Below are 17,716 nucleotides of genomic sequence, written 5' to 3' on the forward strand. Positions count from 1 at the left end.
TCTAAGTATTACTTTAATTTCATTTCTAGGTCCTAAAGGAACATTCACTCACGAGGCAGCACAATTGGTGGGTGATGAGCTAATCCCATACTGCACAATACCTGCAGTAATGGAAAGCGTTGCTAATGGAGAAACTTCTTTTGGAATCATTCCTATCGAAAACTCTATTGAGGGTCCGGTTGGAATAACATTGGATTCATTGGCACATAAGTTCGACTTGAAAATCTACAAGGAAATAATCATTCCGATCAATCAGAATCTGATAGTCAATCCAGGAACAAAAATGGAGGACATTGAGGACGTTTACTCACATGCCCAGGCTATAGCCCAGTGTCAGGAATTCATAAGTGAACACAGGATCCAACCCCATTATGCAGTAAGTACTGCAAGGGCATCAAAGGATATTGTTGGCTTTAAAAACAAGGCAGCCATTGGAAACAGGGTTGCTGCGGAACTATACGGATTGGAGATTCTCGAGGCAAACATCCAGGACACAGACAATAACGAGACAAGGTTTGTTGTTGTTTCAAAAGAAAATCACAAGCCTACAGGAAAGGACAAGACTTCAATAATATTTTCAATATATGAGGACAGGCCGGGTGGATTGTATAATATTCTCGGAATATTCCAAAAGGATAACATCAACCTGACTAAAATCGAATCCAGACCGTCCAAGAAAGGTTTGGGCAAATATCTGTTCTTTGTTGACTTCAACGGCCATATAGAAGATAAAATCATTCAAGATATATTGAGTGAGATAGATGAAAACACTTATTTTTTAAAAGTTCTCGGTTCATATCCTGAATTTTAAGTAAACTTTAAATTATTGTATTAATATAATTTACATTATAATAATTTCAGGGAGGGTAGGCATGTCAGATGATAGAGATAAACTTCTGCATATTATGAGCAGTCTGGAAGCAGATTATAATTCTGGAAAAATCTCCAGGGAAAAATACATTTATTTCCGCTCCAAGTATGAGGATAAATTGAATTCTATCGATGCAGTGGAAGCTACTCGAAGAATTAGGTCTATGCAAGGCAAACCAAGTGCTCCTAAAAACAGTAAAAAAAGAAGCAAGAGGCCTGCGGTAGACAAGAAAAAACAGGAACAAGATTTAGTTCAAAAATATATTATTAATCCGAAAAAAGACGATGCGAAGTACAATAAAAAGAAAAAGTCATCCCTTGACGGGGGTACTTTCAGGTTGATTGCAGTTTTGGTGCTTGTCATTGCATTCACTGCAGGTGTAGCCTATGGAGTATTCAACTTTGATTTCCAAACAGGTTCTGCCCCAGCCACAGTCGCAATTGTTGAGGATACAGCATTCCCTGAAATTAATGCAGTTGTAACTAACGTGACAAATACAACAGTCGACAATACAAATTATACAGATACTGATGATAAGGATGATGATACTGAAGTAGAGGTTGAAACCACCACGGAAACAACAACAGACGAATCATCTAGTTCAAGTTCCAGTTCAGACTCTGGTGGAGGTTCCAATTCAGGTGGGGGCTCTGATTCAGGAGGAGGTTCAGACTCTGGTGGCGGTTCCGATTCAGGAGGTGGATCTGATTCCGGTGGCGGTTCCGATTCTGGTGGAGGCTCTGATTCAGGATCCGATGATTAAATTAATTATAATGGAGTAATGTAAGATAAAATCCAATTAAGGTGATTTTCATGAATAAAATATTAAAGGGAAGTGTAATTGCATTAATCGTTATAATATGCTTGATGTTCATAGCTTCTGGAGTTAGCGCCCAAGGAAGCTCCAACAACGATACAACTATTGAAACCCTGTCAAAAGGAGGGCTTTCAATCACATATCCATCAAATTGGGGTGCTTCACAGGCAACTTCAAATTATTCAATAATGTCCATTTCAAAACTTGATTCAATAGACGCAGCAGGTGTGGGTCAGGTCAACATCAATTTCGAGAAAAAAGCGCTTGACAAGGAGTTCAATACATTTGTAAACGATACCTATAAGCAAATGCAGTATGATTCCTCATTCAAGCTCGTGTCTTCCGGAGACTCAGTTGTTGCGGGAAAACCTGCCTTCGAGTATGTCTACACTTCCACTGACAACGGTATTGAAAGGGAGCATAAGGCAGTCTGGTTTGAAAAAGGAGGCCAGGCATATGTTATGATGTACAGTGCTCCATTGGACCAGTTCGAAGCTAACTTATATGTATTTGATTATATCCTAAGCGATATTCAAATTACATAATCTTTTATTTTTTTAGGTGTTCTTATGATTATATTATGTGTTACAGGCAGTATTGCAGCTACCGAATCAATTAAATTGGCTCGTGAGCTGAGAAGAGAAGGCATGGAAGTCAAATGTTTCATGAGCGAGTCAGCATGTGAAATCATTCATCCGAATGCCATGGAATTTGCCACAGGCAATGAGGTGGTAACCAAGCTCACAGGCAAAATCGAGCATGTGAAATACTCTCAGGAAGACTTGATACTGGTTGCTCCAGCCACTGCAAACACAATCTCCAAATTTGCCCACAAGATTGCAGACAATCTTATCTCAACACTCCTTATAACAGCCCAGGGACACGACACACCAATAATTTTTGTCCCGTCAATGCATGATTCAATGTACAGGGCAATCAGGGAGAATATTGAAAAGATCAAAAGTGAAGGCACTGCAACATTCATAAAGCCAAGAATGGATGAGGGAAAGGCTAAGTTCCCATCAAAAGAGGATATTGTTCTTGAATCATTGAGAGCCATCAATTTAAACAAAAAAGATTAATATGATTAAAGGCAAAAAGATTCTGATTAGTCTGGGCGGTACTTATGAACCTATTGATTCAGTAAGGGGAATAACAAACAAGTCTTCAGGAAAAATGGGTTTGGCCATTGCACGTGAAGCATATATTCGAGGGGCTGATTTGACATTGATTGTAGCTAATGTCAGCGTTGAAATCCCATCTGTTTTTGATGTTGTCCATGTTGAGACAAGCAAGGAAATGAACGATGCGGTTTTGAAACTGGTACCTGACTATGATATCTTCATATCAACCGCTGCCGTTTCTGATTTTGAGTTCAAGCAGAAATCCGATAAGAAACTGGATTCCTCTAATTCACTATTTTTAGATTTGAAACCTACAACAAAAATCATTCGCCAAATCAAGAAAATCAATCCGGATATATTCCTTGTAGGATTTAAGGCGGAATTTAACATTTCAAGAGATGACATTATTGAATGCGCCAGAAAACAGATTGCAGATGCCGGTACCGACCTGGTTGTTGCCAATGACATTTCCAGGGATTGCTGTCACTTCGGATCTGACAATAATGAGGTGCTGATTGTTGATGAGGATGTTTTGACTATACCATTGGCATCAAAAAGGGAGATTGCAAAACGTATTTTTGATGTAATTTCAAAAAAGGTATGAGTCAATCTATATGCACTAGTTTTATTGCATAATTTTATAGAATAGTTTACTGTATTTTAAAATTCCAATCTATTATCTTATAGGGTATGTGTTTTACCTATATTTTATTTTATCATAATTTTCATTTCCTTAAAGTTATTTTCTCTCTGGTTTTTCATGTTGACCTATATTTTTTGGCAAAAACTAAAGTGTCATGTAAAGCTTTTGTTTTCCATTAATGTTTGTAAATTGATATGGTTTTGTAATTGCAATTTTGTATTATACTTAAAGTTGATTTTCAATGTTGTCTTTACAACATTTATTTTTTCGGATAAAAACATAAATTTGCAGTCGAATATAAGCATTATTGAGTAATACTTTTTAGATTAAAATACGGTAAATCAGTCTTTAAAAAAAAGTTTTCGGAAAATAAGTTATTCAATAAAAAAAGTCCATGCCTTTAGGAATGAGTTAAATGGAGTGATTAATAGAGTGAATCAACCTAAAGGACGTTTCAATGAACTTTTATTTTATTTGCATTAGCATATATAATATTTTATTTTATAGTATAAAAAGGTATCTAAGTATTACTAATTGTTGATTTTTGTAGTATTTTTTTAATTTTCTCAGATGTATTTTTTCACTTGTTATCACTTGTTTTTCACTTGATTTTTTTTAATAATTTTTCTTGTATGGGCAATGTATTATTGTCTTTTTCATGGTGGTTTTGTTTTATTTTTTGATTAATTTTAAATAATTTCTAGGGTGTTTTCTTTTTAAAGTTATCTGTTTTTGTTTTTAGTCTTTGTTATGTTGTCTGTGTTTGGTGTATGATATGAATATTTGTGTTTGTCTTTTTTGTTTGTGTGTATTTTTCGGATCTTTTGATTGTATACTTTTAAAGTATTTGATTATTTATTGCAGTATCATTTGTATACTTTTTTGTTAATATCCGGGTAAATCTTTTGATTTTTCATTTTATGTGAATTTTTTTGATGTGTGAATGCCTTATTTTTAATGTAGCTGTTTGGTTTTTATTGTTTTTGGTGTTTGAATGGTTACTTTTTATTGGTTGGTGGTTTTCCAGTGTATGAGTATATCATATCATCTTTGAATAAAAAAGAATAATGGTGGTGGGTTTTTAGGTGATGGATTTAAAGGTATTTTATTTGACTGTTATGGTATTAGTGTTTTTTAGTTTTCCATAACTTGTTTTTATTTTGTATTTTCCTTTTTTGAGGTTTTTGATTTTGATTTTTGCTATTCCTTTTTTATTGGTTTTTGCCTTGTATTTTTTGCCGTTGATTTTAAATGTTATTTTCTTGTTTTTGAGTTTCTTTCCGTTTTTGTTTAAAAGCTTTGCGGTGTATGTTAGTGTTTTTCCCTTTTTGATTTTCTTGTTTTTTGTTATTAATGTTGGTTTTACTGTGATCTTGTTTGAAACCTTTATGTTTTTATATGTTGATGTGATTGTGTATTTTCCTGCTTTTAGTGAGAGTTTTAGTGTTGCATAACCCTGGCTGTCGGTTTTTACTTGTACTGTGTTTTTGTTGATTTTTATGTTTATAATTTCTCCTTTTACTGGTTGGTTGTTGTTGGTGAGTCTTATTTTGTAGTATTTGGTTGCTCCATAGTATTGTATTATATTTGTGTTTCCGGTTATCTTGTAGTTGTTTGTAGCTACGTTGAATGTTCCGGTGGTGTTTGCGTATGTTAAAAGTTGTGTTCCAGGATAAACTGCATTGAATGTGTATTGGCCGGTTTTAAACTCGCCGAGGTTTCTTGATCCCACACCGTTGGTTATTATGATCTTGTAGTATTGGCCGTTTATTTCAAGCATGACGTTATCGTTGATTTTTTCATCACTGGTCAATGTTGCATAAACCATCAGGTCATCGTCCTGGCTGATGTTTGGAATTTGTACAGTGATTTTTACTGGCACTTTCACGTTCAGTGTTTTAGTGACTGTTGTTGTGTTGTATGTTGCTTTTATGGTGTATATTCCGGCGTTCACCTTCACCGGATAGTATATGGTTCCGTTTTCATCGGTTTTCAATGTTATTGTTTGGTTGTTGAACTCAAGTGTGATGTCAGTGTATTCGTATGGATTGTCTCCAATGTCTTTTAGGATTATTTTGATGTATCCTTCCTGATTGGATAATAATGCTGTTGTTTCAAGTGTCATTTGAGGGTTTCCATCCAGGAATTTAGTGTCGCTCCAGTTGCTTATTGAATAATAACTGTCACCGTTGTAGTGGATGTATATGTAGTTAGTTCCTCTTTTGAACTTGACTGGTGTGTTGATTTCACCATCAGTGAGGTTTATTATTGTCAGTTCGTTGTTGATGTAGATTCCCACTTCGCCGGTGCAGTTTCTGTAGTTGGTTTGGATATGGATGATTCCGGTCAGGTTTTCATTGTATGTTATCTCCACGTTTAACTTTGAGGTTATTCTGGCCACGCTGAATGTGGCTGTGGCATTGTATGGGAGGTACTTGGCATCTCCGGGATAGTGGATGTTTACAGTATATAGTCCTTCCCTTAAATCAGTGATTGTAATAGGGGTCACTGTGCTGTTTATGAATATTGTCTGGTTAACACCATTGATTTCAAGGATTGCCTCTCCCCTGACGTCACCTGGTGTGATTGTGATGTTTACAGTTGCATTGGATTCTCCTTCCTTGACGTCTCTGGTGTTTAAGGTTATGTTGGTGGTGTATCTGCTTACGATAAAGATGGTGCTTGCACTGCCGCCCATGTAGTATTCGTCCTCATTAAATATTACGGTTGCATTCCATATTCCTTCCTCAAAGTTTTTAGGCTTTAATGTTCTTGATCCTTGAGTGTCGGCAGAGAACTTACGCACTTTATTGCCGTCACTTATGTACAGGTATCCGATTAGTTTTGATGTGTTTGGTGTTACGGTTATTCTTATCTCGCCCTGCTGGTCCACCTTGATTTCCTTAGCTGTGATTGTAACGTTGAATGGTATTTTATGGACCGTGAACTGGAAGTGTTCTTTTAATATCTTGAAATAGTTTTCATCGCCGTTATAGTCAATTCTCATGGTGTAATTGTTCGGTTTTAATGTTTCACTGATTGTGAAGCTGCACTCGCCACCGGTTAGGTTGAGTGTGGTTTTCTTGTTGTTGTAGGTGAATGTTACGTTTCCTGTTGCGTTGTTTATTTTAACATGGAATGTGATGTTGTTTCCGTCATTGTATGTGATGTTGTTGTAGGTTACGGTCATGTTAGTGAACTGTTTTCCAACATCAACTATTGATGAAGTATTATAATTTAAAATACTTGCATATATTATATATTGTCCTTTGATTGCAGTGTTGTTGAAATTGAATGTGAATTTGTCTTTTAGGAGGGTTGTGATATTGATGTATTCTCCGTTTTCGTTGATTGTTTTAATTGTTGCGTTTAAACCTGGGGTGAGCAGTTTGTCCCAGTCATTGAATTCTATGGTATTTGGCCCGTTGGTTAGGGATAGTGTTAGTGTGATGTTTTTGTTTTCGTTGAGTTTGATTGGATAGTATTCATATTTAAATGAAGGAATGAAATAATAATTTGGATTCGCATTTTGGATAATGTTACTTGGGTTTAAGCAGTAGAAATTATAGTTTAATGTTGATGTTCCAGTATTGTATAAAAAGCTAAATGGAGAATATTGGGTTCCGGCATAAGTTTTGGTGTTCAATAAATATGTATACATTACAGTCAGTGTTCCGGTATTGTAAATGTTTATTGACCCTTTAGCACCATTCGCACTCCAGTCTCTTGGTTGGTTGTTGTCAAAAATTGAACTTGTTATTTCCATTATTCCATTGTTTTTTATTGTTCCATAATAATAATGATATCCCCATGCTCCATCTAAAGTTTTGACTTGTGTGTTGTTTTTGATTATTGTTCTTTCGATTGTTGCCTTTCCATTTTCACTGTTTGATATTGCTCCACTGTATATGTTGGTTGCTACACTGTATGCTCCATCATCCATTTCTTTCACTATTTGATATGCTTGGGATATGAAATTGTTGATTATTTGGCTGTTTTTAATAGTCATTATTCCGTTATTGTGTATACCTACACCTCCAACGGCAGATCCGCTACATTTACTTATTATTGTATTGTTGATTGTCAGTATTCCATTGTTACATATTCCTCCTCCGTAACCTTGAGAAATTTTGGATTCAGTTATTGTTGAATTGTTTATAATGCATTCTTTTATATTAAATATTGCTCCGCCATATGCAAATTTTGATTTGGATTGTGTATTGTTAAATAATGAATCTTTTATTGTTAATTTGTCTTTGTTGTATATTGCTCCACCATTGCTTCCAGTGATTGTTTGGAAAGTTGATGTTGATATATTTAGATTTTTATTGTTGTATATTGCTCCTCCGTCATTACCCTCAATATTATGGAATTTAGAATGAGTTATATTCAGGGAGGCGTTGTTGTATATTGCTGCGCCATTTCCTCCCATGATTTTTTGGAAAGTAGTGTTAATTATATTTAATGTATTGTTGTTGTATATTGCGCCTTCTTCATGTGAATTCGCTTTTTTAATATAAGAATAATACATCACCTCATTGTTTAACTGTTTGACATATTGGATTGTGTAGGCAATGTTTGTGGATGTTATGTTTTCTATTAGTGTGTTGTTTATTTTAAGATGGCCATTATTTTGTATTAATCTGTTGTTGATGTTTGTGAATTTCGAATCTTGAATAAGAGTTTTATTTTGATTTATTATTACTCCTTGCCAGTTTATTTTTTTATTTTGTATTGTCAGGGGATTCAATTGAATATTGTTGAAAGTAGTGTTTTTAAGTATGAGTATTTTATTATTGTATATCAATCCGTTTTCTAATGTATCTTCTATTTTGCTCATTATAACTGCATGATTTTCAGAGGTGTTTTCAATTATTGTGTTTTCTAGTGTTAAGTCTCCATTATTGTATAATATTCTTCCAAAATTATTGGTAAATTTGTTATTTATGATTTTAAGGTTTCCATCGTTTTTTATTAAATAATTTGTTGTGGTGTTGGTAAATGTTAGGTTTATTAATGTAACATGACATTGGGGGCTGATAATGAATATTGTTCCTTTTTCTAGTCCGTTAAGTGTAGCATTTTTTCCGATTATTGTAATGTTTTTGTTAATTGTAATTGGTTGGATTTCATCGTTTAATAATTGGATATTAATTAATTTGATTATACTGTTATGTGGGGCTTCGCTGATTGCTTTTTTTAAGTATTTGAGTGTGTTTGTCCAATTTTCATTTGAGTAATTGTTGTTGTTTATGAGTATTGTATTGTTTTTTAGGTTGGTTAGTGTGATGTTTTTTTGTTTTTCAAAACTTAATATGTTTGAGTTTATTTTGAGCAATGTTGCTTTTATTTCTGTTTTATCTTTGATGTTGTAACTTAATGGAATGTCTAAGGTTTGATGTAGATTGTGAGAGTAGGGATTATTTGTTTCATTAATGTTTATTGTTTGTATTATTGTATTGTTTTCATGTATTTGTATCTGACATTTGTTATAATGTTCTTGGCTCATCAATAAATCCCATTCAACATGAAGATTTAATGTTGCATTTTTGTCTGTGTCATTAATAGTTAATTTAAGTTGGGTATTATAGACTGCTCCATTACTTGCATCATAATAATTGGTTAAAATATTTTGGTTTTCAGCTCTTTGAAATGTATGTTCTGTAGTGTTTGGTTCTATTTTTAATTCATTGTCTGTTGTTTTATTATAATCTACAGTGATGGGATTTGTTTCATCATTTATTTTATTTATGGAGTTGGTATTGTTGGCTGTTGCATGTATGCTACTTATATTTAGAAGTATTAATAGAATAATCACTATTAATAAGTATTTTTTTATTTTCATTATTCCTCTTTCCTTTAAACTAATTCTTTTAGGCAGATGCATATTTGAATTTCAATATGTTTTTTACATTATCAAGATAACTTTATATATCTTTTACTATAAATAATATTTTATTAGAATAATTATCAACTATATTTGATTAAGGTTATGGGGTTTGATAATTTTTTTTCTAATGATAAAATTTAATTGTTTGATGTAAAATGGGTTATTTTGCATTGGATTTTGATGTTTAAGAATAAGGGAGAAATAATATGAAGTTTCGTAAAATATTAATTTCTTTAATTTTCATCATGTTTCTTTTAGGAATCACATGTGTTTCTGCCGAAAACATTGATGATATAAGTGAGTTATCAACTATTGATGCAGATGATGTAATTTCTGTAGATGAATCATTAGATGATAATATTGGTGTAGAAAAAAGTGATGTGCTGGCTGATTCAAATCCAACATCTGTTAATAATTGGAATGATTTGGCTAGTGCAGTAGGGGGAAGTAGTGGTCCGGATGTTGTTAATATTGAGTCTAATTTAACTCCAGGCAGTCAAATTACTATTAATCACGATGTAACTATTGTTGGTTCCGATGATACATATATTGGTGGAGCTAGCTCAAGTAATGCTGCAAGTTATAGTGATATCCTTTTTTTATCAACTGGAAGTGGTTTATCAATAACTTTGAAAAATATTAAATTCCAGAACTGTGGAGGTAACACTCTTATGAAGTTTGCTGGAAATGGAAATTATATTCTTGATAATTGTACTTTTGAAAATATAACTGCAACTTCAACAAAACAGGTTGTGGTCCATTTAAACTATGGTTATTGTGAAATTATCAATTGTACTTTTGAAAAATGCAGTACAAGTTATGGTACCTTAAGTAACTACCATGAAACTAATGTCAATAATGTTCATATGGTTGTTAGGAACAGTACCTTTAAAAATAATTATGCAAATGTTGAACCCGGCGTAATAAATAACTGCGGTCATTTGACTGTTTATGATTCCACATTTGAAGATAATTCTGCTGCCTGGTGGGCAGGTGCAATACACACACATACAAATGCCAATACTACTGTTGTCCGCTCTATCTTTAAAGACAATCTTGCAGGGTGGAATGGTGGAGCATTATGTACCTACAGTTATTTAAGAGTTGTTAATTCTACTTTTGTTGGCAATAATGCAACAACAAATAGGGGTGGAGGTGCTATTTTTGGATTTTACCAAGGTAGTGCTCCTTATATTATTGTAGAAAATTGTGATTTCATTAATAACACTGGTATTTCAGGTAATGGTGGAGCAATTATTGTTGCATCAGGTACTTTAATTGTAGATGATTCAAGATTTGAAAATAATAAAGCAAATGCCACTAATGGTGGTGCAATTAGTAGTGGAAGTTCAACAACAACCATTAATAATTGTAATTTTACCAACAATTATGCTTATGGTCGGGGTGGTGCTATTTTCGCAGGTAGTGCTGGCCATTTAAATGTTTATAATTGTCAATTTGTAAATAATACTGCAAGTGAAGGTAATGATATAGCATATCACTACACTACTAAAAGAACAAATAAAGCATTTTTATCATATGATTATAATGAATTTTGGGGCGAAAATAATGCTTCCGGCTCAATATATGCTTATAATAAAGATTATTTAAGTGTGGATAATGGAACTCACAATATTTTCCATGACATTAGTGAATATGTAGTTCCTAGTGAAGAAAATACAACTAACGATACTAATGGGTCTTCTGGTACTATAATTGTTCCTGATAGTTTTAATGGTGATCAATTGTGGAATGCTAGTCTTGAAGGTGCTTTAGGTGGCACTCCTTTAGTAGTTGGTGATAGGATTTATGTGCCTAATGGTCAATCAATTTACTGTTTAAATATTACTAATGGTAATTTATTGTGGAATGTTTCATCTAGTGCAGGTTATTTCCATGAATTGGCTTTGCATAATGGTGTTTTGATTGCTCCTTGTGCATGGGATAAATTCTATATGTTTAATCCAATAAATGGTAGTGAAATTCAACCAGATAGTAATATGTATCAAGCTTCCAGTTACTATGCTCCTGCAATAGATGGAAATACTATTTATGTAAGTAGCGAATATCCTTATGGTGCTAGTGGTAATGCGTGGATTGCAGTTGTAAAACTTGTTGACGGTGTTTATACTTATACTGGTAGTATTTTAGATATTGCTGGTGTTGAGTATGGTAGTCAAGCTTTACTTTCACAACCAATTCTTAATGGAGGTTATCTTTGGGTAAATACCATTAATGGTTTAATGCGTGTTGATTTAACCACTAATGCTTCCAGTATTGTTTTAACTAATACTGTTGGTAAACCTGCTGTTGGTGGAAACATTATATATGTTTTAACAAGTGATAACCACATTTGTGGTGTGAATGCTAGTGGTGATGTTGTAGAGAATATTGCTGTTGGAGGTAATGTTGGCAGTACTTTAGCAATTAGTAATGATAATGCTACATTATATACTGTTAATGCTAATGGTGAGGTTTATCTTGCAGATCTTAGTTCTAGTGCAGCATATTCTATTTATCAATTCAATCCAGTTTCCTCTGCGTTGGCAGTTGGAAATGATGGCAACTTATATATTGGTGACGATGCAGGCATCTTTTGGGTAATATGTCCTTATACTTATGATTATTTTAATTGGTATGCTGAAATTACTTACACATACAATGCTTCTTCACCTATTTTAGGTACACCATTAATTAAGAATGGTGTTATTTATATTGGGACAGATAATACGTTTTACGCATTATCTGCTTCCTCTATAAATTTATTTTTTTTAAGATCAACTAATTCATTGCCGTCTTCAATAAATAATCAATTTATTTCTAGTAATGAGTTATTAGGCAGTACTTCAAACGAGATATTAGAAAATGAACTTAATATTATATATCTTAATCCGAAACAATTGTCCCAAGATGAGTTTTTATCTGATACTATTTATTATCTTAATGAAGGAATATATAATATCACAGACACAATTGTATGGTGTGGTGGACCTCAAGCATCTGGAGCAAAAAAAAATATTATTATTAAGCCAAATGGTACTGCAAATGTAATTATAAACTTTGTTACAACTAAAACAGCAGCGAGTCAACAAAGAGCCTTCTTAAATATTTATTATAGTAATAATATAACTTTAGAAAATTTGAAATTTACTGCGGGCTCAGGTTTTGTTACTCCAACTGGTTTTTTTAGTATCATGGAAAGTCAGGATATAACTTTTAAAAATTGTACTTTTGAAGATATGAGTTCAAAAGGCAACACTGCATGTATTATATTAATCGCATCAATGCCAAATAAGGAGACTACTAATAATATAAAAATTGATAATTGTAAATTTATTGATTGTAGTGCACAAAACATTTTATCTATTGGAAATGCTCAAAAAAAAAATGTAAAGTTAGTGTCTGTAACTAATTGTAATTTTGAAAATTGTACTGTTACTAATTACAATTTAGCGATTACTGTTAATGCGGATATTCATTTAACAAATAATACTTTCGATTCTGTTGCACCAATTACAATAAGTGATGGAACAATGCATTCTGAAGTTTCTTTCAATGTTTTTACTAATGGTGATTTAACTTTAAATAATCCAGGAGATATTTTTGCAGAGTTAATGGATGAAGATGGCAATCACATTTATTCTTCTGCATTAAAATTCATTCTTGATGATGGTGAACCTATAACTCCTACAAGTTTTGATAAAACTACTGGTCTTTATAGATTAAGTTACACTCCAACTAAATCTGGTGAACTTCCGGTTAGCATTTCATGTGATAATGTTGAATTATCTGAAGTAACTCCATTTAATGTTATTGTTGTATCAGACCCAGAATTAACAATTAATGGAACCAATTCCATTACTTATGGTGATAATGTAATTAATGTCAACGCTACTTTAAAAGAAGATATCAATAATGAAAATGTGACTTTCACTATTCTTCAAGGCAGTAATGTTATTAATTCCACTACTGCAGTAGTCACCAATGGTTTTGCTAATGCTACATTCAATAATAAGTTGAATGCTGGATCATATACTCTCCGTGTTAGTTATACTGGTAGTGAGAGGTATGGTAGTGCAAGTGATTCTAAAACTTTAACTGTGGGTAAAGCTACTCCGGATATTACTGTAACTGTTAATCCGATTATTTATGTTGGTGATGAGATTATAGTTACAGTTACTGTACCAGAAGATGTTAAAGGATATTTTGAAATCTGCAATCTTGCAAATAAAAATCATAATCAGGCTGCTACTGCAAAACAAAATGTAAATATTGATAATGCTACAGTAACTCTTATATTTGATGATAAATTAGGTGTACATGAATATTGGTTCTGGTATGTTTTCAGGTCATCTAATGGTAATTATGCAGATAAGTCCATTTCTAGTATAGGCAATTTGGATGGTGCACCTACATTTAGAATTATAAAATATGAAAGTATTCCTCAAATCAATGTCAATGATGTTTGTTTAGGTGATAATGTTTCAATTAGTATCAGTGGTTTGAATGAGTCTGCCACTGGTAATATTACAATAACTATTGATGATTTGGAACCTGTAACCATTGACGTTAAGGAAACATATAACATTAGTACTTTAGGTGCTGGTGTTCATATTGTTAAAGTGGTCTATTCCGGTGACGATACATTCAGTGCTAATGAAACATCCGAAACTTTCAATGTCTTCACTATTGCTCTTGAGAAATATGACATTGATTATAATAGTGATGCTGATGTGGTAGCGGTCTTGCCTGATGGTGCTGAAGGTATGTTGGGCATTGAAATTGATGGTAAAGATCCGATTAGTGCTCCTGTTGTAAACGGTAGCGCGACTTTCAAATTATCTAACCTCAAGCCTGGCAATTATACTCTTCACATGGTTTATCAGGGAAATCCTGTCGGTTTGCATGTTGATGTCAACATCACAGTAATTCCTAAAATCACTCCTGTTGATGATTTGAATACTGTTGACAATACTATCAGTCTTGATTTGCCAAGTGACGCTACCGGTAACTTGACAATCACTATTGACGGCAACACTACTGTTGTTGTGCCAGTTGTTAATGGTACTGCAGCATATCCTGTTGAAAACTTGACTGCGGGTGAACATGAAATCACTGTGGCTTATGAAGGTAATTATCCATCATACACTTCAACCCAATCAGTTAATGTTGCTAAAGGAATTCCTGAAAGCAAAGTGAATCCGCCTGAAAGCATTACTGCAGGATCTGCTATTAGTTTGCCTATTACTTTACCTGGTGATGCTAACGGTATCTTATTGGTTGATGTTGACGGCAAGAAATACTATGCTGATGTGGTTAACGGTACTGCTAATGTGGATATTGCTGGTTTAAGTGCTGGTGATAAGGTATTAACTTATAAGTATCTTGGTGATGATAAGTATGCTGCATTTACTGCAAACACTACCTTAAAAGTCACAGAACCTGCTAAAACTCCTGTAACTCCTGCTAAAGTAACTCCTGTTGCTTCTAAAATCACTGCTAAAAAGAAAACATTCAAAAAGGCTAAGAAAACTAAAAAGTATTCAATTACTTTGAAGGCAGGTAAAAAAGCAATCAGTAAAGTTAAGGTTACCATTAAGGTTGGCAAGAAAACTTACACTGCAAAAACCAATGCTAAAGGTAAGGCAACATTCAACCTTAAAAAATTAACCAAAAAAGGCAAGTACACTGCAGTGATTAAGTTCAAAGGAAACAAAAACTACAAGGCAAGCAGTAAAAAAGTTAAAATAACAGTTAAATAGGGATTTTAATAAATCTCTATTTCTTTTTTTATTTTTTTCTAAACACCATTTTTAATTAAAAATAACCTTTCACATACCTCATTTTACTAAATTTTATATTCTACTTCAAACAAAAATTAAATCGTATTTTAATATTTATTAAAATAGTTTTATAAAAAAATGTGAATGTGTGGGAGGTGAGAAAGATAAGAAAACCTGTCGGATTAATGTTTATCTCATTAGTATTATTGTTTTTGGTATTGAATGGTGTTCATGCAGATGAAAACGCAACGGATGTTCTACAGGTCAATGTAACGGAAGTTGATGTTTCAAGCAGTTTTCAGGATGAATCCATTATGGATAATCCGGATTCTCAGGATTTGGTGTTCAATATCACAAGCGACAACGTCGATGATTATTTTGTAAGGGGAACCTTGAAGTCCACTTACTCATATGCTAACCTGTTCATATCCGAGGATATGGAGGATCTTGGCATATTGACAATCAGGGCAAACAATGTGACAATAAACGGCAACAATCATACATTGAAAAACACCTTTTTCAGCATTGAGTCTACCGGCGTTACATTGAACAATCTGACACTCTGTTTGACTGAAAGCGATGAGGATAATGATTATGCGGCCATTGACCTTTGGAGGGCAAGTGGCACTACAATAAGCAATGTGAACATTGACTTTAATGTTCCACGTGACACCAGCGCCTACGGAATCTATTCACAGGGAACCAGATACTCACTAATCAATAACCTGAAAATAATCAACACTACAGTCGGCATCAATGGTGATAACCGTGCTGAGGGTCGTGTCTATGGTATAAGGATGGAATATTCGCCAAATGCAATACTCGAAAACAATACAATAAATGCAAATCTGCCTTTGCATACTGTTGCGTTCAGGGGTACCACTGCAGACCTGGACTCTGAGTTCTGTCTGGCGGTGGGAATATCCAATTGCGATAATCTGGTATTCAACAGTAATGTTGTAAATACCAATGTCAATGTCCGACCGGAGTGCGCCTATCCTACTTTGGATGCAGTGTTCATCTGCGATTCCAGGGACTGCAACATTACCAATAATGTAATCACATTGATTGATGACATTACATATAAGGATGAGGCGAACTACCTGTATGCATTGGACGGCTACAGGGTTGATAACCTGTTAATTGAAGGCAACCGTATTCGTCTTGGAACTGCAGGTGGTGCTTATGCTGCGGGTACTGCATATCCAATACAGTTGACCGGTCCTGCAAGCGGTGTATTGATACAGCATAACAATCTCTACTCCAAAAGCAACGGTCCGAATATCGGTATATATTCCCATAACTTCAACGGTGACAACTACATTACAATACTCAACAACTACATCAATGTCACCGGTCGTGCGGGAAACCACAGCTGGGCTTTGGTGGCTGGTATTGAGTCACAGGACAATAATGACATTATCATGAACAATATCATTGAGGTTCACAATACCGGTGAGGTCAAATGGGAGGACAACATTTATGGTATTTCATATTCGCAGAAAACCGACAGCACACACACTTACAGGGTCATCAACAACACTGTTATAAGTGACGGATACTACGTGTCTCATATGCTTGATGCGGACAATACCACAGTGACCAATAATACATTGGTGCGTACTGACAAGTATGCTGACACCGATTATGATCCGTTCAAGCGTGGTGATTCTATTGGTGCGGATACTGATGAGTCCAGGAACAATGACTTTTCTGGAAACCGTGTAATCACAATATTCGAGTATGGTCTGGAGCATCAAAGCGATGAGGTTGACGGCGGTGATCCGTTTGTATATGTTCCGCCTGAAAACGTAAACGGCAGAACCAATGTAATCAACGGCAGCGGCATTGCACCTCAAAGGCCGGGATTTCCTGGTGGCAATCCTTTGATTCCGGGAAACAATGGTGGGGGCTCAATAAACACCGGCGGCAATAGTCCTGGTGGTTTCCACAGTCCGGATGCGGCTGATGGTGACAATGGATATAACGGTTTTCCGGACCTGAGCGGTGACAATGGTGAAAGCCTGTCACGCAAAACAAATCAGGGAAATAATGTTAAAACCGTGAATTCATTCAATAACGAGGGAAGCAATAGTAATTCGTATAATAATCTTGTGGCATCTTCGAATTCTACTTCTAGTGATGCTCCGAGTGTTGATGGTGTGGCTGTCAGTGGAAGGTCTTCCAGTGCTGCTTCTTCAGCGGGTGCTGCGGGAAGCAGTGGTGCATCACAGGATTCAAGCAAGGCTTATGAGATTAGCAAGAATATTGTGGAGAATGGTCCTGATGATATTTTAAAATTCATTGCACTTGCAGTTGTGTGTGAGATTCTGCTTGTTGTCGGATACAGGAGAAAGGAAAGTGAAGACATTACAGATTAACTGCCATGGCAGTTGATCTCTTTTTTTGTATTTTTCAAAAGCATCGAATTATTGATTTTACGATTAAGCAAACACTTGATTTTTATATTAACTTTTTGATTTATTTTTGTATGATTTTTTCAAATTGGATAGGTTCATCCCATTCATAAATGCTTTTGTGATTTTACACACTGTCGCACTTTCAAAACTTTTTAATATTTTATTAGA

Annotated in this window: 8 protein-coding genes; 7 read left to right on the forward strand and 1 reads right to left on the reverse strand. The window is 34.3% G+C overall.

The features are described from left to right. Nucleotides 1-7 precede the first annotated feature (7 nt). From pheA to E7Z78_RS06015, 5 genes are all read left to right on the forward strand, one after another. The gene (gene pheA, locus E7Z78_RS05995) at nucleotides 8-811 is read left to right on the forward strand and encodes a prephenate dehydratase (RefSeq protein WP_303724328.1); all 804 of its coding nucleotides are present in this window, start codon (nucleotides 8-10) and stop codon (nucleotides 809-811) included. 61 nt (nucleotides 812-872) lie between these two features. Further along, nucleotides 873-1,634, forward strand: a complete 762-nt coding sequence (locus E7Z78_RS06000; protein ID WP_303724255.1) for an endoglucanase — start codon at nucleotides 873-875, stop codon at nucleotides 1,632-1,634. Between the two features lie 50 nt (nucleotides 1,635-1,684). Further along, nucleotides 1,685-2,233, forward strand: coding sequence for a PsbP-related protein (locus E7Z78_RS06005; RefSeq protein WP_303724256.1), 549 nt, complete (start codon nucleotides 1,685-1,687; stop codon nucleotides 2,231-2,233). Nucleotides 2,234-2,257: 24 nt separating this feature from the next. Beyond that, on the forward strand, nucleotides 2,258-2,770 hold the full coding sequence (locus tag E7Z78_RS06010; RefSeq protein ID WP_303724257.1) for a flavoprotein: 513 nt from the start codon (nucleotides 2,258-2,260) through the stop codon (nucleotides 2,768-2,770). Between the two features lie 31 nt (nucleotides 2,771-2,801). Beyond that, complete coding sequence (locus tag E7Z78_RS06015; protein WP_369693469.1) at nucleotides 2,802-3,416, forward strand: phosphopantothenoylcysteine decarboxylase; 615 nt, start codon at nucleotides 2,802-2,804, stop codon at nucleotides 3,414-3,416. A 1,144-nt stretch (nucleotides 3,417-4,560) separates the two neighbouring features. Here E7Z78_RS06015 and E7Z78_RS06020 read toward each other — a convergent pair. Further along, a complete protein-coding gene (locus E7Z78_RS06020; protein ID WP_303724259.1) occupies nucleotides 4,561-9,300 on the reverse strand; it encodes a hypothetical protein in 4,740 nt (1,579 codons plus the stop codon). Nucleotides 9,301-9,551: 251 nt separating this feature from the next. On the opposite strand from E7Z78_RS06020, the gene E7Z78_RS06025 reads away from it, so the two are divergent. Next, complete coding sequence (locus E7Z78_RS06025; RefSeq protein WP_303724260.1) at nucleotides 9,552-15,107, forward strand: PQQ-binding-like beta-propeller repeat protein; 5,556 nt, start codon at nucleotides 9,552-9,554, stop codon at nucleotides 15,105-15,107. 176 nt (nucleotides 15,108-15,283) lie between these two features. Further along, nucleotides 15,284-17,509 carry a right-handed parallel beta-helix repeat-containing protein gene (locus E7Z78_RS06030; RefSeq protein ID WP_303724261.1) on the forward strand — a complete coding sequence of 742 codons (2,226 nt, stop codon included), beginning with the start codon at nucleotides 15,284-15,286 and terminating at the stop codon, nucleotides 17,507-17,509. Nucleotides 17,510-17,716 lie beyond the last annotated feature (207 nt).

The organism is Methanobrevibacter thaueri (genome assembly GCF_015062915.1).
Classification (GTDB): domain Archaea; phylum Methanobacteriota; class Methanobacteria; order Methanobacteriales; family Methanobacteriaceae; genus Methanocatella; species Methanocatella thaueri_B.